22 protein-coding genes and 1 pseudogene are annotated in these 19,146 nt (G+C 69.6%); 6 read left to right on the top strand and 17 right to left on the bottom strand.

Features of this window, described 5'->3' with window-relative positions; all coding sequences use genetic code 11:
• Nucleotides 1-21: 21 nt before the first annotated feature.
• Complete coding sequence (locus QGN31_RS24620) at nucleotides 22-1,029, top strand: PHP domain-containing protein (RefSeq protein ID WP_008262918.1); 1,008 nt, start codon at nucleotides 22-24, stop codon at nucleotides 1,027-1,029.
• Between the two features lie 8 nt (nucleotides 1,030-1,037).
• On the opposite strand, the gene QGN31_RS24615 is transcribed toward QGN31_RS24620, so the two are convergent.
• The 3 genes from QGN31_RS24615 to QGN31_RS24605 all read right to left on the bottom strand — a co-directional run bounded on the left by QGN31_RS24615 (nucleotide 1,038) and on the right by QGN31_RS24605 (nucleotide 3,836).
• On the bottom strand, nucleotides 1,038-1,793 hold the full coding sequence (locus QGN31_RS24615) for a YoaK family protein (RefSeq protein ID WP_008262924.1): 756 nt from the start codon (nucleotides 1,791-1,793) through the stop codon (nucleotides 1,038-1,040).
• Between the two features lie 159 nt (nucleotides 1,794-1,952).
• Nucleotides 1,953-3,167 carry a DNA polymerase IV gene (gene dinB, locus QGN31_RS24610; protein WP_008262934.1) on the bottom strand — a complete coding sequence of 405 codons (1,215 nt, stop codon included), beginning with the start codon at nucleotides 3,165-3,167 and terminating at the stop codon, nucleotides 1,953-1,955.
• Between the two features lie 30 nt (nucleotides 3,168-3,197).
• Entirely contained in the window at nucleotides 3,198-3,836 is a 639-nt protein-coding gene (locus QGN31_RS24605; RefSeq protein WP_008262935.1) for a TetR/AcrR family transcriptional regulator, read from the bottom strand.
• A 76-nt stretch (nucleotides 3,837-3,912) separates the two neighbouring features.
• Here QGN31_RS24605 and QGN31_RS24600 point away from each other — a divergent pair, with 76 nt between their 5' ends.
• Nucleotides 3,913-5,382: a flavin-containing monooxygenase gene (locus QGN31_RS24600; protein ID WP_008262936.1), complete on the top strand. Its 1,470-nt coding sequence runs from the start codon at nucleotides 3,913-3,915 to the stop codon at nucleotides 5,380-5,382.
• Here QGN31_RS24600 and rraA read toward each other — a convergent pair.
• The 9 genes from rraA to QGN31_RS24555 all read right to left on the bottom strand — a co-directional run bounded on the left by rraA (nucleotide 5,379) and on the right by QGN31_RS24555 (nucleotide 11,029).
• Nucleotides 5,379-5,864 carry a ribonuclease E activity regulator RraA gene (gene rraA, locus QGN31_RS24595; RefSeq protein ID WP_014383627.1) on the bottom strand — a complete coding sequence of 162 codons (486 nt, stop codon included), beginning with the start codon at nucleotides 5,862-5,864 and terminating at the stop codon, nucleotides 5,379-5,381. The genes QGN31_RS24600 and rraA overlap by 4 nt on opposite strands.
• Nucleotides 5,865-5,889: 25 nt before the next feature.
• Nucleotides 5,890-6,330, bottom strand: coding sequence for an Rv3852 family protein (locus QGN31_RS24590; protein ID WP_014383628.1), 441 nt, complete (start codon nucleotides 6,328-6,330; stop codon nucleotides 5,890-5,892).
• An 88-nt stretch (nucleotides 6,331-6,418) separates the two neighbouring features.
• Complete coding sequence (locus QGN31_RS24585) at nucleotides 6,419-6,922, bottom strand: copper resistance CopC family protein (RefSeq protein WP_014383629.1); 504 nt, start codon at nucleotides 6,920-6,922, stop codon at nucleotides 6,419-6,421.
• Entirely contained in the window at nucleotides 6,919-7,587 is a 669-nt protein-coding gene (locus tag QGN31_RS24580) for a YcnI family copper-binding membrane protein (protein WP_014941130.1), read from the bottom strand. Before QGN31_RS24580 ends, QGN31_RS24585 begins: the two co-directional genes overlap by 4 nt.
• A gap of 28 nt (nucleotides 7,588-7,615) precedes the next feature.
• Entirely contained in the window at nucleotides 7,616-8,272 is a 657-nt protein-coding gene (locus QGN31_RS24575; protein WP_014378840.1) for a DUF6474 family protein, read from the bottom strand.
• Nucleotides 8,273-8,392: 120 nt separating this feature from the next.
• Entirely contained in the window at nucleotides 8,393-8,791 is a 399-nt protein-coding gene (locus tag QGN31_RS24570; protein ID WP_008262950.1) for a secretion protein EspR, read from the bottom strand.
• A 583-nt stretch (nucleotides 8,792-9,374) separates the two neighbouring features.
• On the bottom strand, nucleotides 9,375-9,908 hold the full coding sequence (locus QGN31_RS24565; protein ID WP_008262953.1) for a hypothetical protein: 534 nt from the start codon (nucleotides 9,906-9,908) through the stop codon (nucleotides 9,375-9,377).
• A gap of 196 nt (nucleotides 9,909-10,104) precedes the next feature.
• Complete coding sequence (locus QGN31_RS24560) at nucleotides 10,105-10,728, bottom strand: superoxide dismutase (protein ID WP_007771867.1); 624 nt, start codon at nucleotides 10,726-10,728, stop codon at nucleotides 10,105-10,107.
• A gap of 145 nt (nucleotides 10,729-10,873) precedes the next feature.
• Nucleotides 10,874-11,029, bottom strand: coding sequence for a hypothetical protein (locus tag QGN31_RS24555; RefSeq protein WP_008262955.1), 156 nt, complete (start codon nucleotides 11,027-11,029; stop codon nucleotides 10,874-10,876).
• A gap of 466 nt (nucleotides 11,030-11,495) precedes the next feature.
• Here QGN31_RS24555 and QGN31_RS24550 point away from each other — a divergent pair, with 466 nt between their 5' ends.
• On the top strand, nucleotides 11,496-12,536 hold the full coding sequence (locus QGN31_RS24550) for a DUF4328 domain-containing protein (RefSeq protein ID WP_042909830.1): 1,041 nt from the start codon (nucleotides 11,496-11,498) through the stop codon (nucleotides 12,534-12,536).
• Nucleotides 12,537-12,540: 4 nt separating this feature from the next.
• Nucleotides 12,541-13,365: a glycerophosphodiester phosphodiesterase gene (locus QGN31_RS24545; protein ID WP_008262958.1), complete on the top strand. Its 825-nt coding sequence runs from the start codon at nucleotides 12,541-12,543 to the stop codon at nucleotides 13,363-13,365.
• A 9-nt stretch (nucleotides 13,366-13,374) separates the two neighbouring features.
• Here the strand turns inward: QGN31_RS24545 and QGN31_RS24540 are convergent, their stop codons facing one another.
• Nucleotides 13,375-14,559 (bottom strand): LCP family protein, encoded by a 1,185-nt coding sequence (locus QGN31_RS24540; protein ID WP_036429748.1) that lies wholly within the window; start codon nucleotides 14,557-14,559, stop codon nucleotides 13,375-13,377.
• Nucleotides 14,560-14,603: 44 nt separating this feature from the next.
• Nucleotides 14,604-15,392 carry a DUF2470 domain-containing protein gene (locus QGN31_RS24535; protein ID WP_008262966.1) on the bottom strand — a complete coding sequence of 263 codons (789 nt, stop codon included), beginning with the start codon at nucleotides 15,390-15,392 and terminating at the stop codon, nucleotides 14,604-14,606.
• A gap of 90 nt (nucleotides 15,393-15,482) precedes the next feature.
• On the opposite strand from QGN31_RS24535, the gene pheA reads away from it, so the two are divergent.
• Together pheA and QGN31_RS24525 are read left to right on the top strand one after the other, a co-directional pair.
• Entirely contained in the window at nucleotides 15,483-16,433 is a 951-nt protein-coding gene (gene pheA / locus QGN31_RS24530) for a prephenate dehydratase (protein ID WP_009956965.1), read from the top strand.
• Nucleotides 16,430-17,116: a histidine phosphatase family protein gene (locus QGN31_RS24525; protein WP_008262970.1), complete on the top strand. Its 687-nt coding sequence runs from the start codon at nucleotides 16,430-16,432 to the stop codon at nucleotides 17,114-17,116. The genes pheA and QGN31_RS24525 overlap by 4 nt, the downstream gene beginning before the upstream one ends.
• 8 nt (nucleotides 17,117-17,124) lie before the next feature.
• Here QGN31_RS24525 and QGN31_RS24520 read toward each other — a convergent pair whose 3' ends face one another.
• The 3 genes and pseudogenes from QGN31_RS24520 to QGN31_RS24510 form a co-directional block, all read right to left on the bottom strand.
• Nucleotides 17,125-17,316, bottom strand: coding sequence for a hypothetical protein (locus tag QGN31_RS24520; protein ID WP_008262971.1), 192 nt, complete (start codon nucleotides 17,314-17,316; stop codon nucleotides 17,125-17,127).
• Nucleotides 17,313-17,715: pseudogene (locus QGN31_RS24515) on the bottom strand (metallopeptidase family protein). The gene QGN31_RS24520 and the pseudogene QGN31_RS24515 overlap by 4 nt, the downstream one beginning before the upstream one ends.
• 4 nt (nucleotides 17,716-17,719) lie before the next feature.
• On the bottom strand, nucleotides 17,720-19,093 hold the full coding sequence (locus QGN31_RS24510) for a septum formation family protein (protein WP_008262974.1): 1,374 nt from the start codon (nucleotides 19,091-19,093) through the stop codon (nucleotides 17,720-17,722).
• Between the last annotated feature and the right edge of the window lie 53 nt (nucleotides 19,094-19,146).

The raw sequence follows: 19,146 nt of genomic DNA, 5'->3' as shown, positions 1-19,146 counted from the left end.
TCTGGCGGGCACACTGGAGTAATGGATCCGGTAGCGGCCCTGCGGCAGATCGCCTACTACAAGGACCGGAGCCGTCACGACCCGAGACGCGTGATGGCCTACCGCAACGCGGCCGACATCATCGAGGGCCTCGACGACGCGGCGCGCGAACGCCACGGCCAGGCCAACAGCTGGCAGTCGCTGCCGGGAATCGGCCCCAAAACCGCCAAGGTCATCGACCAGGCGTGGTCCGGCCGAGAACCCGACCTGCTGGTCGAATTGCGTTCCACCGCAGAAGATCTCGGTGGCGGTGACATTCGTGCCGCGCTGCGCGGCGACCTGCACCTGCACTCCAACTGGTCGGACGGCTCCGCTCCGATCGAGGAGATGATGGCCGCGGCGGCGGCGCTGGGCCACGAATACTGCGCGCTGACCGACCATTCGCCGCGGCTGACCATCGCCAACGGCCTGTCGCCGGAGCGGTTACGCAAGCAGCTCGACGTGATCGACCGGCTGCAGGAGACGTTCGCGCCCATGCGCATCCTCACCGGGATCGAGGTCGACATCCTCGACGACGGCAGCCTGGACCAGGAACCCGAACTGCTGGAACGCCTCGACGTCGTGGTGGCCAGCGTGCACTCCAAGTTGTCGATGGATTCCGCCGCGATGACCCGGCGCATGCTGCGCGCGGTCCAAAACCCGCACGCCGACGTGCTCGGCCACTGCACCGGCCGGCTGGTGTCCGGCAACCGTGGCATCCGGCCGGAATCCAAGTTCGACGCCGAGGCGGTGTTCACGGCGTGCCGCGAGTCCGGCACCGCGGTGGAGATCAACTCCCGGCCGGAGCGGCGCGACCCGCCGACCCGCCTGCTCAACCTGGCGCTGGAGATCGGTTGCGTGTTCAGCATCGACACCGACGCCCACGCCCCGGGCCAGCTGGACTTCCTCGGTTACGGCGCGCAGCGCGCCCTGGACGCGGGCGTTCCCCCCGACCGGATCGTGAACACCTGGCCGGCCGGCCGGCTGCTGGAGTGGACCGGGTCGAATTGAGACGCCGCTCAGACCCGCACCCGTTCGGCGCGCTCGGGAACCGGTGCGGCGCTGCGGACGGTGCCCTGCAGCAGGTTGGCGGCGCCGACGGTCGCGCAGATCGCGGCCGGGATGAGCAGCGCGTAACCCCCCAACTGAGCCCCGAACATGATCCCGGCCACGCCGCCGCCGAGGAATAACACCAGGGTGGCGGCCAGTATCGCCGTTTTCCAGTTCTTGATGCCGTGTATCCGGCTGCGGCCGAGGATCAGCCCGAGGTCGGTGATGGTTCCGGTGAAGTGCGTGGTGCGGATCGCCATCCCGCGAAAGCTCGATGTCATCCCGTTTTGCAGGCCGAGCGCCGCGGCGGCGAACAGCGCCTGCACCGCGGTCTGCTCGACGCCCAGGGCGTTGATCTGTGCCCTGACGACGGTCTCCGCTCCCCCGGCCGCGGCGAGCACGAGCAAGCCTGCCTCGAGGTACAGCACGGCGGCGTGGCGTGGGCCCGCAAGGGCATCGGTGGGTGCGAGGATCGCCCCGGCTATGGCCGCTCCCATCAGGAAGCCCAGAAAGATTGCGCCGAGCACGTGGCCTTCGTACAGCCACGGGTTGGCCGTGTGCATGCCCAGCTGGGTGGTGATCCCGGTCAGATTGCCGACGGGCACCGCCAAGATCAGCAGCGCCACGGCATTGACGAAGCCCGCGGATAAGGCGAGTAACGCGCTGTAACCGAGCAGGAGACCTTCGCGGGGCAGGCCGGTGTCGCGGGATTGGTGCGGCGGCATCGGATTCAGTTGCTCACTTTCGAGGTCGGGTTTACGCCAACCTAACAAGCGGGCCGCCGCACAAGCGGGGTCGCGAGGCTGATTCAAATCAACCTCAAATCATCGAAAAGGCATGTGGCAAAGAGTAATTGAATAATTAGTGAAAACACCGACGACCCGTCAGTCGGGCAGGTGCGGCATCTCGAAGCCCGGATCGCGCCCCAATAGCACCGCGGGCGTGAGCGCCGACTTGCCATAGCGCCGGCGCACCCGGTCGATGGCGGCGTCGATGTCGTCGCCGGCAGCGCGCCGGCGCGATTCGCCGAACGGCAGCATCAGCTGCTGGGCGCCGCTGCGGTCGATGCCCGATACCGCGAACCCGACCAGCGTCAGGCCGCGCTGCGCGATCAGCCGCGCCGCGCCCGCGACCAGGCGCCGCGCGGCGGCCAGGATGGGCGCCGTGGCCGACGTGGCCCACGGCAGGGTGTGCGAGCGCGTGGCCCTGGAGAAGTCGTCGAAGCGCAGCCGCAGCACCACCGTGCGGCCCGTCCGCCCGGCGGCGCGCATGCGGCCGGTGATGCGGTCGATCAAGTTCACCACCACGGCGTCGATCTCGTTAGGCGACATGGCATTGCCAGAGCGGCCCAGCGCTCGCTGCGCCCCGACGGAGCGGCGACCAACGCCGGCGGTGACCCGCCGGCGGTCGATGTTGCGCGACAGCGCATAGAGCTGACGACCCATCGCGCCACCGACCATCGAGCCCAGCGCCGACTCGCTGAGCTCGGCGACGTCGGCCACGGTGACGATGCCGTGTGCATGCAGCTTCTCGGCGGTCACCGCGCCCACGCCCCACAGCCGGCGCACCGGCAGCGGCCGCAAAAACGTCAACTCCTGATCGGGGGGCACCAGCAGCAGCCCGTCGGGCTTGGCCTCCTGGCTGGCGACCTTGGCAAGGAACTTGGTCCGGGCGATCCCGACGGTGATCGGCAGCCCGACCCGCTCGCGCACGTCGGCGCGCAACCGCTCGGCGATCGCCACCGGCGTGCCGCTGACCCGGCGCAGCCCACCGACGTCGAGGAAGGCCTCGTCGACCGACAGCGCTTCCACGATCGGGGTGCAATCACGGAACACCTCGAAGACGGCGTCGCTGGCGCGGCTGTAGGCGCTCATCCGCGGCGGCACCACCACGGCGGCCGGGCACAACCGCCGCGCCTGCGCCCCGCCCATGGCCGTGCGCACGCCGTAGGCCTTGGCCTCGTAGCTCGCGGCCAGCACCACGCCGCCGCCGACGATCACCGGGCGCCCGCGCAGGGCCGGGTCATCGCGCTGTTCGACGGACGCGTAGAAGGAGTCCAGGTCCGCGTGCAGAATGGACGGGTCACACCGCACGAACATATGTTCGCACGGGGCGCCGACAAACGCGTTTCAGCAGGCCTCGCCGTACACGCTGCTGACCCAGATGTGCACCAGCGTGTCGAGCAGTTGCTCGCTGGGCACCGACGGTCGCCCGCCGGCGAACGCACTGAGCATGACCTTTTCGTTGAGCAGGTTCAGTGCCGCGGACAGGTTGCGCGCCGGCAGTGTCACCGGCGCGGCGCCGCGCGCGCGCTCGGCTTCGATCACGGTGGTGATGTGGTCGACCCATTTCTGCATGAAGCGTGACCACAGCCCGCCGACGTCTTTGTTGGTGCGCGCGGCATCGGCGGCCAGCGACACCGCGCGATGCGTGCCGAAGGTCTCGACAAACACGTTGATCCCGATGCGCCACAACGCTTTCAGGTCGGCGGGCGGGCTGGCGACCAGCGACTCCAGCGCGGAGTCTGCCTCCATGATCACCCGCTCGAACAGGGTGAACAGCACCGCGTCCTTGGACGGGAAATAGAAGTAGAACGTCGGCCGGGACAGCCCGGCCCCCTTGGCGAGGTCGTCGACGGAGATGTCGGCGAGCGGGCGTTCCTGCAGCAACCGTTCGGCGGTGGTCAAAATGGCCAGTTCGCGGTCGTCGCCGGACGGGCGCGCCGAGCGCCTGCCCCGGTGGGTGCGGGCGGAACCGACGGTAGTCACGGCCGCTACTTTACACGGCGTCGAGATTTTCGACACGGTGTTGACCGATTCAACACCGTGTTGATAGCGTGGCCGTATGACTGAGCACCTTGACGTCCTCATCGTGGGCGCCGGCATCTCCGGTGTGAGCGCGGCCTGGCACCTGCAGGAACGCTGCCCGACCAAGAGCTACGCCATCCTCGAGCGCCGCGCCGACCTCGGCGGCACCTGGGACCTCTTCAAGTACCCGGGCATCCGATCGGACTCGGACATGTTCACCCTCGGCTTCCGGTTCAAGCCCTGGCGTTCGGCGAAGTCGATCGCCGACGGCGCGTCGATCAAGGCCTACATCAGGGAGGCCGCGGTCGAGAACCGGATCGAGCCGCACATCCGCTACAACCACCGGGTGGTGGCCGCCGACTGGTCCGACGTCGACAACCGCTGGACGCTGACGGTCGAGGACGACGGCCGCACCAGCGAGATGACCTGTTCGTTCCTATTCGCCTGCACCGGTTACTACAACTACGACGAGGGGTTCTCGCCCACCTTCGAAGGCTCCGACGACTTCGGGGGCACCATCGTGCATCCGCAGCACTGGCCGGAGGACCTGGACTACGCGGGCAAGCGGATCGTCGTCATCGGATCCGGCGCGACCGCGATCACCCTGATCCCCGCCCTGGTGAACTCCGGTGCCGGTCACGTCACGATGCTGCAGCGCTCGCCGACCTACATCGGGTCGCTGCCCGGCGTCGACCCCTTCGCCGAGAAGGCCAACCGGCTGCTGCCCGAGCGCCTCGCGCACATGGCCAACCGCTGGAAAGCCATCGCGTTCAGCACTTTCCAGTACCAGCTGTCCCGCAAGGCCCCGGCCTACATGCGCAAGACCTTGATGACGATGGCGCAGCGACGGCTGCCGCAGGGCTACGACGTCGAGAAGCACTTCGGGCCGCGCTATAACGTCTGGGACGAGCGGCTGTGCCTGGCGCCGGACGGCGACTTCTTCCGGACCATCCGGCACGGCAAGGCCGACGTCGTCACCGACACGATCGACCGGTTCACCAAGACCGGCATCAAGCTCACCTCGGGTGAGGAGTTGGCGGCCGACATCATCATCACCGCAACGGGATTGAACATGCAGTTGCTGGGCGGGGTGAAGCCGACCCGCAACGGCGAGGACATCGACCTGACCTCGCTGATGACCTACAAGGGCCTGATGTTCTCCGGCGTGCCGAACTTCGCCATCACCTTCGGCTACACCAACGCGTCCTGGACGCTGAAGGCCGACCTGGTCTCCGAATTCGTCTGCCGACTGCTGAACTACATGGACGCCAAGGGTTTTGACTTCGTGGAGCCGCAGCATCCGGGCAACGACGTGGACGAGTTGCCGTTCATGGACTTCACTCCCGGCTACTTCCGGCGGTCGATGCACCTGCTGCCCAAGTCGGGATCGCGGGCGCCGTGGCGGCTCAAGCAGAACTACTTCTTCGACATGCGCACGATCCGGCGCGGCAAGGTCGACGACGAGGGCTTGAAGTTCGCGAAAAAGCCTGCGCCGGTGGCGGTTTAGGAGTCTGTGGCGACGACGACGATCCCGTCGTCGTCGCTGTAGGCGATCTCGCCGGGCACGAACGTCACACCGCCCAGGGTGATTTCGACATCGCGTTCGCCGGCGCCGGTCTTGGTGCTCTTGCGCGGATTGGTGCCCAGCGCCTTGATGCCGATGTCCATGCCCCGCAACGCGGCGGAGTCCCGCACCGCGCCGTTGATGATGAGCCCGGCCCAGCCGTTGGACCGCGCGAGCTCGGCGATGACGTCGCCCACCAGCGCGGTGTGCAGCGAGCCGGCGCCGTCGATCACCAATATCCCGCCGTCACCGGGCTCCGAGAGCACCGACTTCAGCAGCGCGTTGTCCTGAAAGCAGCGCACGGTACTGATCGGGCCGGCGAACTCGGCGCGCCCGCCGAGCTGGCGGAATTGGGTGTCGCAGCTGCGCACGTCGGGGCCGATGCTGTCGACCAGGTCGGCGGTCGGCCGGAATGGCACCGTCACTTCTGACATGTAAACGCCCGCGCCCTCAGCGACGGCGCAGCTGGCGGATGAGCAGGATGGCCAGCAGGCTGACGGCCACGGCGACGATCAGCGGCACCGGGGATTGGCCCACCGCGGGGCCCGGGACGGCGGGAGAGACCGGGTTGTTGGCGGCTTCCACGGTGGACTTCGCCTGTGCGGCAGCGTCTTTGGCGGCGGCCGTGAGGTCGCCATTGGTTTCGGCCCGCTGCTGCACGCCGGCCGGCGGCTCGGGCGGCCGCGGGGGTGCGGGTTCGGCGTTCTTGGCCGGCGCCTTCTTCGCGGGCGCTTTCTTGGCGGGCGCCTTTTTGGCGGGCGCCTTTTTCGCAGGTGCCTTCTTGGCGGGCGCCTTCGCGGTCTTTTTCGCCGCCTTGGCGGGCGGTTTCTTCTCCGGCGGAGTGCCGGCGCCGTCGGGCGCGCTGTTGGTGGGGTCCTGCGGGTCTGCCATGCGGCCGCTCCTTGAGCTTCCTCTGTCGTCGTTTCCCTAGCTCAGGGATCTCGACCCCATCATGCCAGCACGCGTGACGGCGCCTCGATCACCGCCTGTGCCGCACCGCCCACCAGGCGCCGCCGGCGACGAGCGCCAACGCGGCCGCCACGAACGGCCAGACGGGGACGTCACCGCCGCCGCCCCCGCCGCCGGCAACCGGCGGCCCGGGCGTGCCGGTGCCGGACACCGTGAGCTGGAACGACCAGGACCCGGACACCACGTGGCCGTCCGCGGAGGTCACCCGGTAGTTCACCGTGTACGTGCCGGACGGTCCCAGTCGACGCAGGGCGATGCTGACCATCGCGCCGGCCACGGTGGGCTCGCCGGCGGACCACACGTTGCCGTCCGGGCCGACCACCGTCATCGCGGCGAACGTGGTCTGCAACTGCTCGTTGAAGGTCGCGCTGACCCGCTGCGGGCCGGAGGCCAGCACCGCGTTGGCCGCGGGGTCGGTGGCGATCCGCGTGGCGTGCGCCGACGACACCGGCGCGGTGAGCGTGGCCATCGCGAACATGGCGCTCACGCACGCGCCGAACGCCAGCCGTTTCACGGGCGGCGGCGGATCAACGCGATCGCGACGCCCAGCGCGGCGACCACCAGAGCGGCGCCGCCCAACAATCGCGCGGTGTTGTCGGCCGCGTAGGGCCGCGCCGGTTCGGTCGCTTGGTCGGGCGTCCCATGGTGGTGGTGTGACCCCGCCGGCCCGGTGGCAAGGGTGAGCATGGGCGCCGGGTGTTCGGGCTCGCCGCCGTCGGGCAGCGGCGCCTGATCCCACTTCACGACGGTCCCGTCGGCGTAGGACTGCGTGGCCGGGAAGCTGACGGTGTCGGTGTCGGGCAACTTCACGGACAACCGGAACAGCGCGAATTGGTCAGCGGCGATCCCCCCGCCGGGGGCGGCCGTCCATGTCACCGAGCGGACGGCACCGGACGCCGCGTCGCGGTCGAGCCTGGCCGTCCAGCCCGGCATGCTTTCGGTGCGCGCCGAGGCGACGCCGGGCAGGGCGACGGTCAAGGCGGTGGTGGCGGCCCCGACGTTCGATTCGTTGGGCACCTGGAAGGTGACCAGGGCCATGGCGCCGCGCACCGGATTGTCGCTGCTGGCGTGGACGTGCGCCGACGCCGTCGGCGACTGCAGCGCCGACCCGAGGGCCAGGACGACGACCGCGCCGGCCGCGAACAGGATGCGCGGGATCCACCTGCCGTGGATTGACATGGGAGGAGATTGCCTTTCGTGGGGTCGGTCAGCTCAACCCGAGGCGGGCCATCAGATCGGCCTCGATGCCTTCGAGCTGCGACGAGATCGCGGCGTGGGCGGCCCGGCGACGCGCGGCGGGCAGATTCTCCGCGGCGGTGACGGCCGCCGACAGATCGGTGAGCCGCTCGGTGATGGCGACCACGAACGCCTTCGTCTCGGCGTCCTTGGGCTTCTTGTCCTGCACCGACCGCAACGACCTCTCGGCCCCCGCGATGCGGGCCGACAGCTGGGCGCCGGGGCCGGAGAACTGGCCGATCTGAGCCAGCGGGATTCCGAGCCGGTCCGCGCGGCGCTGATCGATCAGCGCGCGCGCCGAGACGGCCAACCGGTAGATCACCGGGGTGAGGATCGGTGCGAGCAGCCGCGAGACCGTCAGCACGCGGCGGATCCGGGTCGGGGAGAAGATCTTGCCCTCCCGCGCCGCCTTGAGTTGGGCCTCAGCGACTTTGAGCGCGTTGCGGTCACTGTCGCGCTGCGCCTTGATCTGGGCCCTGAGCGCCTTGTTCTCCGCCCGTTGGGCGGACTTGGCGCGCCGCACCTCGTTTTTCGCGGCCAGCTTGGCCTCGAGCTTCGCGCGGGCCTTGATGGCGCGGGCTTCAGCGCGACGCGTCGCGCGGCTCTTTCGCTTGCCGAACAGGGCCATTCCCGGCCGCCTCCCGGTATCTCGCTGGCAATCGTCGTCTAACGCTCTCGCGTTCGCGATCCGTTTGCCAACCCTAATCGGAATGGGCGGGCGCCAGCCCCCCAGGGCTGGCCGAGGCCGCTAGGCGTCCAGGTGCTCCGCGCGGCGCAGCTCGTTGACGCGCTCCATGACCTCGCGCTGGGCCTCGGGGGAGAGCTCGGCCGTGCGCATCGCGATGCGGCGCACGTTGTCGTCGCGCGCCGTGGCCAGCCACGACAATTCCTTGTCGAGCTTCTCGTAGTACTCGTCGTCGGTGAAGTAAGCCGGCTTGATGCGGAAGAAGTTGGCCAGGGCGGCCATCGTCGCCGAGGACGGGTTGGTGCGGTTGCCGGAACGCAACTGCGACAAGTAGGGAGCCGACATCGTTATGCCCTCCGCCTTGAGCGCCGCGATCACTTCCGCGGAGGTGTGCGCACCGCGTCCAGGCGGATACACCGTGTCGAACAGGCGGTTCAGGCGAGCAGCGAACGTCGTGCTCATTGATATGACCTCCACTGGGCTGTAGAAGCGAACTATTACCTAGGTGTATTTGCTGATCATGGTAGCGAGGCTTGGTAAGGGTAACCAGGTGCAAACCCCGAAGGATTCCCGAGCGGCACAGCCGACGCCCACCAACTCCCCACTTGACGAGCGTCTAACTGATTCGCTGAGGTGTCCACAAAATCCATGGAACTCACAGGTTATCCGCAGAATCGGACACCCGTCCCGAAGTGGCGGGCCGGGCGCCTCGTGGGGGCCGTTGCGAGGGCCCGCGCCGTGCTGGGCGATTGCACCGCAACGGACCGGCAAGCTGGCCCGATCCGGTACGCCATTTGCTGCCGGGCCCGAAACCTGGCCATCGAGGGCGCGCCGCAACCCGCCGGCCGCATGGTGGACACCGATGGTCGAGGGGCCGTTAACTTAGTGGGCGCCGTCGGGGTCGCGCTCATCCACGACCGGTCCACCGCTGACCGCCGCCCGACGTGACGGTCGCCAGAGCGGTCCGGTCGCGTGATCCCCGCGGGCGCGAAGCGCCTCCTCGCGGCCGGGAAGGCGAATCGCCATTCGCGCCGCCGTGTTCTCGCTAGGCGGCGAGCAGCATCGCCAAAATCGCCGTGTCGGGATGGCTGATCGGATCGACACCGACCCGGCTCACCATCGACGTGATGGTGCCGTCGGCTTCTGCCTCCACCCAGGCCGCCCGGTGTTCCAGGCCGAGATAGGGCAACCCGGGCAGCAAGACGCATCCCGATGCCGCCCCCGTGCATTCGGGCAGCGACGGCGTGGTTTCCGACGGCGGATGCAGCATGAGTAGCGCGGGGGGCTGATGGTCGGCGAAATAGCCTGGCTGGATTGCCGATTCACCAAAGACCGTGCCCTCGGCCAGCACCAGGCCGACCGTGTCCGGTTCGGGTTCGTCGGGCAGTTCTTCGCGGGCGCCGAACACCGTTGTGGTGGAGAGCAACCCGGGCAACGACGCGATCCGGACCGCGACCATGAGCAGCTGGGCCCATTCTTTCGTCGAATCGGGCCAACGGCCAGAGATCAGGAACCCCTTCAGGGACCCACGAGAATGGAACGGGGAGACCCCGATCGGTCGATCCGACCCAGTTTCCATCTCCGACCTCCGCGCGACGCCTCCGTTGGGAATAACCACACTGGTAGTCCGAATAATTAAGAATGCCTGCGGATTAGGCGCCGTGCAACACGACACGGTCAGCGTCGCGGATCTTCAGATCGACCCGCTGCGGGGCCACACAAACGACTGGGGCGCCGCGCAATCCGCGCGACGCCCCCGCCGATCGAAATAAAAGTCAGCCGAAAATCAGGCCCTGGGTTTTCGAGGTCGCCGCGGCGTAACGCTTCTGCACGTCGGCCCAGTTGACGACGTTCCAGAACGCCTTGACGTAGTCCGCCTTGACGTTCTTGTACTGCAGGTAGAAAGCGTGCTCCCACATGTCGACCTGCAGCAGCGGAATGATGCCCAGCGGCACGTTGGCCTGCTGGTCGTAGAGCTGGAAGGTCAGCAGCCGGTTGCCGAGGGTGTCGTAGCCCAGCACCGCCCAGCCCGACCCCTGCAGGCCGTTGGCGGCCGCGCTGAACTGCGCGCGGAACCGGTCGAAGGATCCGAAGGCGTCGTCGATCGCGGCGGCCAATTCGCCGGTCGGCTTGTCGCCGCCGTCCGGCGACAGGTTCTTCCACCAGATGGAGTGGTTGACGTGGCCGCCCAGGTGAAAGGCCAGGTTCTTTTCGTTCAGGAAGATCGCAGCGTGATCTTCGTTGGCACGGGCCTCTTCGAGCTTGGACAGAGCGTCGTTCACGCCTTTGACGTAGGTGGCGTGGTGCTTACTGTGGTGGATCTCGTTGATCTGACCTGAGATGTGCGGTTCCAACGCTGCGTAGTCCCAGTCCAAGTCGGGCAGGGTGTATTCAGCCACGGCGTTCCTTTCTTCGATTATCGTCTTGACGCTCAGTCACGGGGCGCCTTGCGGCGGCCGACCGTTATCAACCCTGCTCCATGAGCGCGCGCACCGCAAGAATGACCCCTCTGAGCCGCAGGGCGGATACCCGCTCGGGGTCAGTTCAGAACAAGACGATGACCGCGAGCACGGCCAGTAAGGCCAGTGCGATCAGTCCGGCGCGCAGCGCCGCGATGGTGTAGCTGTGATTCCACGCGGGCGAGCCGCAATACGACTTCGACGCGGCCGGTGAACCCGGACCGAACGAATGCGTGGCCATCAATCGCCTTCCACCCCCCGGTTCACCTCACGGTGAGTGAGGTGAGTCACAAACACTTACGAGAACGCGATCATAGCGCTTTGCGGCGAAGTTGAAAAAATAGCGCCCTGAGCTGCGGGTTAGCGAGGACCGGGACGTGGGTGGTTACAAGACGTCGGGACGGGAGCCGGGGCGGCGCGGGCGCCGCCGCGCCGATGCTTAGTGGGGCAATCCATTTCGCTCACACGGGCGGCTTGGACTGTTTAAGACATGCGTGCAACACCGCGATGTTATCCACAGTTACACCACAGTTCGGCGCCAGAGGCAGTAGCGATGGTTCTCTATACCCCGGGGGCCTATGTGGATAAACCTGTGGAAACTGTGGATAGTCCGCGGCGGCCGATTACGTTGCCCATGCCCCCTCGAGCGCCGCTCCTCAGCGCCCCGCGTTCCGCTGCGCGCATCGTCGCGGCGCTAGTCTGGTCCGGTGATCCAGGTGTGCTCCCAGTGCGGCACCCGCTGGAACGTGCGCGACCGGCAACGCGAGTGGTGTCCCCGCTGCCGCGGCGCCCTCATGGCGCCCCAGTCGCCGCCCGCCGACCCGCGGTGGGCCTCCGCGGGCGCCCCGCCCCCGGCCGGACCCCAGCGGTCTCCGGGGTGGCAGCGCACCCCGCCACGGCTGCCGCCCGGCTATCGCTGGATCGCGGTGCGTCCCGGCGCCGCGCCGCCGGCCCGACACGCCCGGCGCCCCCTCGGGCCCACGCCGCGCTACACGGTGATACCGCGTTGGAGTTTGGCGGACCGCGTCGAGCAGGCGCCCGCCACCGGCGCAGCGCCCGCGGCGGCGGGGCCGACGGGGCAGGTCATCCGCACCACCTCATTCGTGAGCGTGCTGGTCCTCAGCATCGCCGCCCTGGTTTACGTCGTCCGCTATGTGCTGCTGGTCATCAACCGGAACACCCTGCTGAATTCGTGGGTGGCCCTCGCGGCCGACTGGCTGGGCGTGCTCGCCAGCGTGGGCGCGGGCGCGGCGGTGATCGCGTCGGGCGTGCTCCTGATCCGTTGGCTGATCGCGCGGCGCGCCGCCGCGTTCGCCCATCACGGGCTGCCGGAGCCGCGCTCGCCGCGGGCACTGTGGGCCGGCTGCGTCGTGCCGCTGGCCAATCTCTTGTGGGCCCCGGTCTACGTGATCGAGCTGGCGATGCTCGAAGACCATTGGGCGCGGCTACGCGGACCCGTCCTGCAGTGGTGGATCGCGTGGGTCTGCAGCTACGCCGTCTCCATCGCTGCCATCGTGACCAGCTTCGCCACCGACGCGCAGGGCATCGCCAACAACACCGTCCTGATGGTCGTCGCCTACCTGCTCGCGGCCGCCACCCTGGCGGCCGCGACCCGCATTTTCGAGGGCTTCCATCGCAAACCCGTCGCGCGTCCCGCGCACCGCTGGGTCATGGTTCCCGACGACGGCGCCCCCACACCGGCTTCGGCCGGCCCAGTTGAGTTAGAGGGGCAGGAACCGGCAGCATAGGGATATGACGTGGGCCGACGAGGTGCTCGCCGGGCATCCGTATGTCGTCGCCCACCGCGGTGCTTCGGCGGCGCGTCCCGAACACACGCTGGCCGCCTACGATCTCGCGCTCAAAGAGGGCGCCGACGGCGTCGAATGTGATGTGCGGTTGACCCGCGACGGCCATCTCGTGTGCGTGCACGACCGCCGGCTGGACCGCACCTCGACCGGAGCCGGCCTGGTCAGCACGATGACGCTGGCGCAGCTGCGCGAGCTCGAGTACGGCGCGTGGCACGACAGCTGGCGCGAGGACGGCACGCACGGCGACACCAGTCTGCTGACCCTGGACGCGCTGGTTTCGCTGGTGCTGGATTGGCATCGGCCGGTGAAGCTCTTCATCGAAACCAAGCACCCCGTCCGGTACGGCTCGCTGGTGGAGACCAAGCTCCTGGCGTTGCTGCACCGTTTCGGCATCGCCGCGCCCGCCTCGGCCGATCGGTCCCGCGCCGTGGTGATGTCGTTCTCGGCGTCCGCGATCTGGCGGATCCGGCGGGCGGCGCCGCTGCTGCCCACCGTGCTGCTGGGCAAAACGGCGCGCTACCTGACCAGCGGCGCGCCCACTGCCGTCGGCGCCACCGCCGTCGGGCCCTCGCTGCTGACGTTGAAGGAATATCCCCAACTGGCGGACCGCGCCATCGCCCAGGGCAGGGCGGTCTACTGCTGGAACGTCGACGAGTACGACGACATCGACTTCTGCCGCGACGTCGGCGTGGCGTGGCTGGCCACCCACCACCCGGGCCGCACCAAGGCGTGGCTCCGCGGCAATCCCGCCGGCCAGGTCAGCATCTAGGTCGGTCCGCTACTGCTGGCCCTCCGCCGTGGTGGGCGGCAGCGGCGCGTCGGCGGCCAACGCGTCGAACAACCGGCCGGCCGCGTCGTGGTTCCACACCACCACCGCGCCGGCGTCACCGCTGGTGAACTCCCCGATCGGGACGGTCATGGTGGCGGTGGGCCCGTGCAACGCCCAGCCCAGCCGGGCCAGGTCCCAGGCGTGGTCGTCCTGGTCGACGGTCAGGGCGTCGGCGGCCGCGCGCGGGACCGAATACCAGCGCCGGGGATCGAGCCACACCGCCGGGCTGCCGGCGCGATGCAGCAGTTCGGCCACGAACTGACGCTGATTGACCATACGGTCCAGATCGGCCCGCGGGGTGTCGCGCGTCCGGACGTATCCGAGTGCCTGCCGGCCGTCGAGCCTCTGGCAGCCGGCCGGCAGGTCGATGCCGGCCAGCGGGTCATCGATCGGGGTCGTCGGGCACACCGTCACCCCGCCGAGCGCGTCGACCAGCGCGGCGAACCCGCCGAATCCGATCTCGGCATAGTGATCGATGCGCAATCCGGTCGCCTGTTCCAGGGTGCGGACCAGCAACCGCGCGCCACCCATCGAGAACGCCGCGTTGACCTTGTCCTTCCCGTGATCCGGGATCGGCACCAAAGAATCGCGGGGTATCGACACCAGCGCCGTCGGAACGCTGGACCCGACGCCCGGCACGTGAACCAGCAGGATCGTGTCGGTGCGGCCGTCCCCGATGTCGCCGCCGGTGGCCAAGTCCTGTTGCTGCGCGGCGCTCAGGCTCTGGCGGCTGTCCGAGCCAACGATGAGCCAGTTGGTGCCGCGGCCGGGCGCGGGGCGTTCGGGATAGTCGGCGAGTACCTGCTCGCGGTGCAGTTTGGTGTCGAACCACACGGCGCCGGCGACCAGGCCCGCGCCGATCAGCAGCACGGTCACGACCAAGAACGACACCATGGTTCGGATCCAGCGGCGCCGCTTGCGGGGCGCGCGTGGTCGGGGCGGGCGCGGTCGCTGCGCCGGGGCGACGGCCGCCGGAGCCGGTGGCGCCGGGCGGTGCAAGGGTTGGGTCTCCGCGGTCGGCGACGGCGGCGGGGCGCCCTCGCGGGGGATCACCTGCGGCGGCTCGGGGCGCGGCGGGACGGGCGGGCCAGGCCGTGCGGGCCGCCGACGCTGCGGTGCGCGGTCGCGGTTCACCTGGCTAACGTACGTGCCCGGCGGCGCACCGCGATCAGGACTGGCTAGCCGCGCGCCCGCAGCCCATTGATGAACGGGCACCCCATCAGCACCCGAATGGCCTGGCGCAGGCCGGTCATGTCGTCCACCGGTTTGTGGAACGGAAGCCGGACGTCGTGGTCCTGGTCGGTGCCCTCGACGCGGAACCGCACGCCGTAGCGGTCGAGCCCCAGCGGTCGCACGTGCCCGCGGCGCAGGGGAGCCGGCAGGCGGGACACCAACCGCGCCAGGACGTCGCCGTGGGCGGCGTCCAGGTGCCGCAGCAGGCTCGACTCGAGCGCGCAGAACGGGTCGGGCCGGGCGGCGAGAAGGTCGTCGACCGCCACCGGCTCCGCGCCGGTCGCGTCGGTGACCACAACCGAGGCGATCTCGAGCCGCAGCAGCGTGTATCGCTGCTCCTGCCCGCCGGGGGGCGCACACCTCGGCGTGTCGACGCCGAGCAACGCCGGATTCGGGCATTCGGCGGCGATCACGTCGAGCGTGGAGAGGATCTCCGCCGGGGGCACCTGCTGCAGGCGCCCGCGCACCCACACCAGCGAACGGACCGGTTCGCGCAGGGGAAGCGGCGCGTAATCGGTCAGCTCCAGCAGCGCTTGCGATCCCGCGATGGGCCGCCCGCGTTGCTGTTCGACGGGCAGCGCCAGCGCGAAGGAGCCGTCGTCCATCAGGTGGTGCACGGGCGTGGGGACCGGGTCGTCGTGCTCGATCGCCAGGAGCGCGCCGCCGGCGCGCACGCACGCGCTGCGGATCCGTTCGGCGGTGGTCGGGGCGTGGCAGCTCAGCGGTAATACCATTCTCATCCTTATGCTTAGGTAAGCCTAAGTTAACTTACGGGGGTTGGCGTCGCAAGGGTTTTCTGTGCGGCGCGCCGCTAGGGTTGGGACGTGGCCCGCATCGCTTACCTCGGTCCGGAAGGGACCTTCACCGAGGCGGCGCTGCGGCAGATCACGGCCGCCGGCATGGTTCCCGCCCCGCACTCCGACGGGGTGCAGTCGGTGCCGTTCGACAGCACCTCCGCGGCGTTGGCCGCGGTGCGCGACGGCGCCGCGGACTACGCGTGCGTCCCGATCGAGAACTCGATCGACGGTTCGGTGACGCCGACCCTGGACAGCTTGGCCATGGGCTCACCGCTGCAGGTCTTCGCCGAGACGACGCTGGACGTCGCGTTCAGCATCGTCGTCAAACGGGGATGCCGCGCCGCCGACGTGCGCACGTTGGCCGCCTTCGGGGTGGCCGCGGCACAGGTGCGGCAGTGGGTGGCCGCGAACCTGGCCGATGCCGAACTGCGGCCGGCGTACTCCAACGCCGACGCCGCCCAGCAGGTCGCCGAGGGGCGGGTCGACGCCGCGGTGACCTCGCCGCTGGCGGCCACCCACTGGGGCCTGGACACCCTGGCCGACGGCGTGGTCGACGAGCCCAACGCCCGCACCCGCTTCGTTTTGGTCGGACTGCCGGGCCGCCCGCCGGCCCGCACCGGAGCCGATCGGACCTCGGTGGTGCTGCGCATCGACAACGCGCCGGGCGCCCTGCTGGCGGCGCTCGCCGAGTTCGCCGTCCGCGGCATCGATCTGACCCGGATCGAATCCCGGCCGACCAGAACCGGACTCGGCACCTACCGGTTTTTCGCCGATTGCGTCGGACACATCGACGACGACGCCGTGGCCGAGGCACTCAAGGCGCTGCACCGTCGTTGTGCCGATGTGCGATATCTCGGATCTTGGCCCACCGGTTCGCCCGCCGGGGCCCTGCCGCCGTCCGCCGACGAGGCGTTGCGCTGGCTGGCGCGGGTCCGCGACGGAAAGCCCGAAGACCCTGCCGGGGGGTCGCAGCGGTGAGCGGTCGCTTGATCCTGGTGCGCCACGGCCAGTCCTACGGCAACGTCGAGCGCCGGCTCGACACCCGCCCGCCCGGGGCGGAGCTGACGCCCTTGGGCCGCGACCAGGCCCGGGCGTTCGCCCGCGGCTCGGGCCGCCCGGCGATGCTCGCGCACTCGGTCGCCACCCGGGCATCGCAGACCGCGGCGGTGATCGCGGACCAGCTCGCCATGTCGGCCATCGAGGTGCCCGGCATCCACGAGGTGCAGGTCGGCCGGCTCGAAGACCGCAACGACGACGAGGCGGTCGCGGAGTTCAACGCCATCTACGACCGCTGGCATCGCGGCGAGCTCGACGTGCCGCTGCCCGGCGGCGAGACCGGCAACGACGTGCTGGACCGCTACGTGCCGGTGCTCACCGACCTGCGCCTGCGCTACCTCGACAACCACGACTTCCACGGCGACATCGTGGTCGTCAGCCACGGCGCCGCGATCCGGCTGGCCGCCGCGGTCCTGGCCGGCGTGGAGGCCGACTTCGCGCTCGACAACCATCTCGAGAACGCCCAATCGGTGGCCCTGACCCCGATCACCGACGGCCGGTGGAGTTGCGTGCGCTGGGGGACGTTGACCCCGCCGTTTTATCCGGAGGCCGAGGCCACCCCGGTCGCGGACGCGGTGCGGTCAAGCACCGACCCGATGGGTTGAGACGTCGATCAGACGGCCAGCGCGATCACTTCGGTGCAGGCACAGCCCACGGCGTCGCAGTCGATGACGAAGGCGTGCGGCAACAGTTCCGGGCTGAAGCAGTCCGGCTCGGTGCACTCCGACCGGTGCAGCGCGTGGTGAATGATGGTGCCGTGACAGTGATCTAAGCCTGCCCGGCAGTCGCGGCAGTCAGTGCTCATAACGCGTTCATAGCACCCGCGGGGGACAAATCCGGGACGCCGCGCCAGTCAGGCCCAGCCCAGTTCGTGCAGCCGGTCGTCGTCGATGCCGAAGTGGTGCGCGATTTCGTGGATCACCGTGATGGCCACCTCCTCGACGACCTCGGCCTCGGACTCGCACACGTCCAGCAGCGCCTCGCGGTAGATGGTGATGGCGTCGGGCAGCGCGCCGGCGTAGTCGGAGTCGCGCTCGGTCAGCGCCACTCCTTCGTACAGCCCGAGCAGTTCGTCGTCCTCGGGATGGCGGTCCTCGACCAGCACGACGACGTTGTCCATCGCGGCGGCCAGCTCGGGCGGTATCAGATCGAGCGCGTCGGAGACCAGTTCGTCGAAGCGCCGCGGGTCCATCCGCACGGGCACCCGGCTAGCCCCCCGGTGGGGGCTCGGCGGGCGGGGCCGGCGGCGGCGGGGGCGCCTCGGGTGCCGGGTTCGCGGGCGGTGCGCCGTTGTCCGCCGGCGGGGGCGGTGCTTGCGGCGCGGGAGGCTGCTGCTGGGGGGCCTGCTGGGGTTGCGGTGGCTGCTGGGGCTGTGTCACCACGGGTTGCTGGCCGGGCAGGTGCTGATTGTTCGGCGGCATCTCCGGCGCCGTGGTGGACTGGTTGGACGGCGCCTGCGCCGGGACCTGCAGCGGAATCGGCGGCATGGTCAGGCGCTCTTCGGGGATGTCGGGCGGCGGCACCGGGGGCTGGCCGTTGATCAGCAGCTGACCCTTGGCGCTGTTCAGCAGGGTGGCCCAGCCCCCGTTGCCCAGCGTCGCGCCGATGCTGCAGGCCACCTCGCGGCTGCCGGCCGTCCAGCTCGCCAGCGGCACGGTGGGGTAGATCAGGGTCAGCGTGGTGGTGCGCAGCTTGACCGGCGCCAGGTAGGCGTCGGTCATCTTGGTGCACGAATCCTTGATGAAGCTGTCCTGGTCCGGCTCGGCGGGCAGGGCGTCGGGGAACCTCTCGGCCAGGTTGACCGTGCCGGTGACCTCCATCGCGTGCGGGGCCGTGCAGTCCACCGGCACATCGGTCGGCTGGTTGGTCGCCGGATCGATGCCCAGGCAGGTGCCGGCCGGCCAGATCTTGGACTGGTCGACGTCGGCGACCTTGCCCTTGAACGCCTGCTGCTGGTTGTTCGTGGCGGGCAGTTGCAGGCCGCACAGCATGCGGCGATCGCCGGACTGACGCCACGCGCGGTCGCCGGGCCACAGCAGGCTGACGGTGAACTTGCTGTTCGGATCGAACTTGAGTCCGAGGTAGTTACGGACGGACGCCTCGCACTGCTCCTGGGTGATCTGCTGGATGCGGGCGGGCGTCGGGGGCGCGGCGTTGGGGCCGTACTCCGAGCCCGGGAACGTCCGCATGTCAATGGATTCGGCCACTTCGAACTTGTGGTCGTCGCCGCAGTTGACGATCTTCGCCGACTCCGGCGTGGCGTCGGGCCACATCAGGCATTCGCCGCGAGAGGCGCGGTTGAGGGCGGCGTCGCTCTTGGCCCCGGTGCTGCGCACGGGGCTGCTGTCGAGGAGTCGCCCGGATTCGGTGCTGACCGGGATCGCGGTCACCAGCCCGGCGATCAAGAGGCCGCCGAGCGCGGTCAGCAGCAGCGCCCGCCGGGTGGCCCGGGCCTGCAGGCTGCGCGGCCACAAGAAGGCCGACGGCTGCTGTCCGGACGGCTCACCGGTCGAGGCGGCGGGCGTCTCGACGGCGGGGCCTTCCGAACGTTGCTTCTCGGGCGCTTGCGACATCGGGTCCATTCTGACAGGACGACCTGAGGCGCGTGACAAAAGTTACTGATGTGAGTCCTGAG

The organism is Mycobacterium sp. 2-64 (genome assembly GCF_035918375.1).
In the GTDB taxonomy this organism is placed as follows: Bacteria; Actinomycetota; Actinomycetes; order Mycobacteriales; family Mycobacteriaceae; genus Mycobacterium; species Mycobacterium intracellulare.
This window is presented reverse-complemented; position numbering and strand designations above follow the sequence as displayed.

Bases quoted from the DNA above. Each gene is read 5' to 3' on its own strand.
- QGN31_RS24600 (WP_008262936.1), top strand. From the start codon at position 3,913: ATGACTGAGCACCTTGACGTCCTCATCGTGGGCGCCGGCATCTCCGGT.
- QGN31_RS24510 (WP_008262974.1), bottom strand. From the start codon at position 19,093: ATGGACCCGATGTCGCAAGCGCCCGAGAAGCAACGTTCGGAAGGCCCC.
- QGN31_RS24545 (WP_008262958.1), top strand. From the start codon at position 12,541: ATGACGTGGGCCGACGAGGTGCTCGCCGGGCATCCGTATGTCGTCGCC.
- dinB (WP_008262934.1), bottom strand. From the start codon at position 3,167: ATGTTCGTGCGGTGTGACCCGTCCATTCTGCACGCGGACCTGGACTCC.
- QGN31_RS24565 (WP_008262953.1), bottom strand. From the start codon at position 9,908: ATGGAAACTGGGTCGGATCGACCGATCGGGGTCTCCCCGTTCCATTCT.
- QGN31_RS24535 (WP_008262966.1), bottom strand. From the start codon at position 15,392: ATGGTATTACCGCTGAGCTGCCACGCCCCGACCACCGCCGAACGGATC.
- QGN31_RS24590 (WP_014383628.1), bottom strand. From the start codon at position 6,330: ATGGCAGACCCGCAGGACCCCACCAACAGCGCGCCCGACGGCGCCGGC.
- QGN31_RS24620 (WP_008262918.1), top strand. From the start codon at position 22: ATGGATCCGGTAGCGGCCCTGCGGCAGATCGCCTACTACAAGGACCGG.
- QGN31_RS24575 (WP_014378840.1), bottom strand. From the start codon at position 8,272: ATGGCCCTGTTCGGCAAGCGAAAGAGCCGCGCGACGCGTCGCGCTGAA.
- QGN31_RS24580 (WP_014941130.1), bottom strand. From the start codon at position 7,587: ATGTCAATCCACGGCAGGTGGATCCCGCGCATCCTGTTCGCGGCCGGC.
- QGN31_RS24555 (WP_008262955.1), bottom strand. From the start codon at position 11,029: ATGGCCACGCATTCGTTCGGTCCGGGTTCACCGGCCGCGTCGAAGTCG.
- QGN31_RS24615 (WP_008262924.1), bottom strand. From the start codon at position 1,793: ATGCCGCCGCACCAATCCCGCGACACCGGCCTGCCCCGCGAAGGTCTC.
- QGN31_RS24570 (WP_008262950.1), bottom strand. From the start codon at position 8,791: ATGAGCACGACGTTCGCTGCTCGCCTGAACCGCCTGTTCGACACGGTG.
- QGN31_RS24520 (WP_008262971.1), bottom strand. From the start codon at position 17,316: ATGAGCACTGACTGCCGCGACTGCCGGGCAGGCTTAGATCACTGTCAC.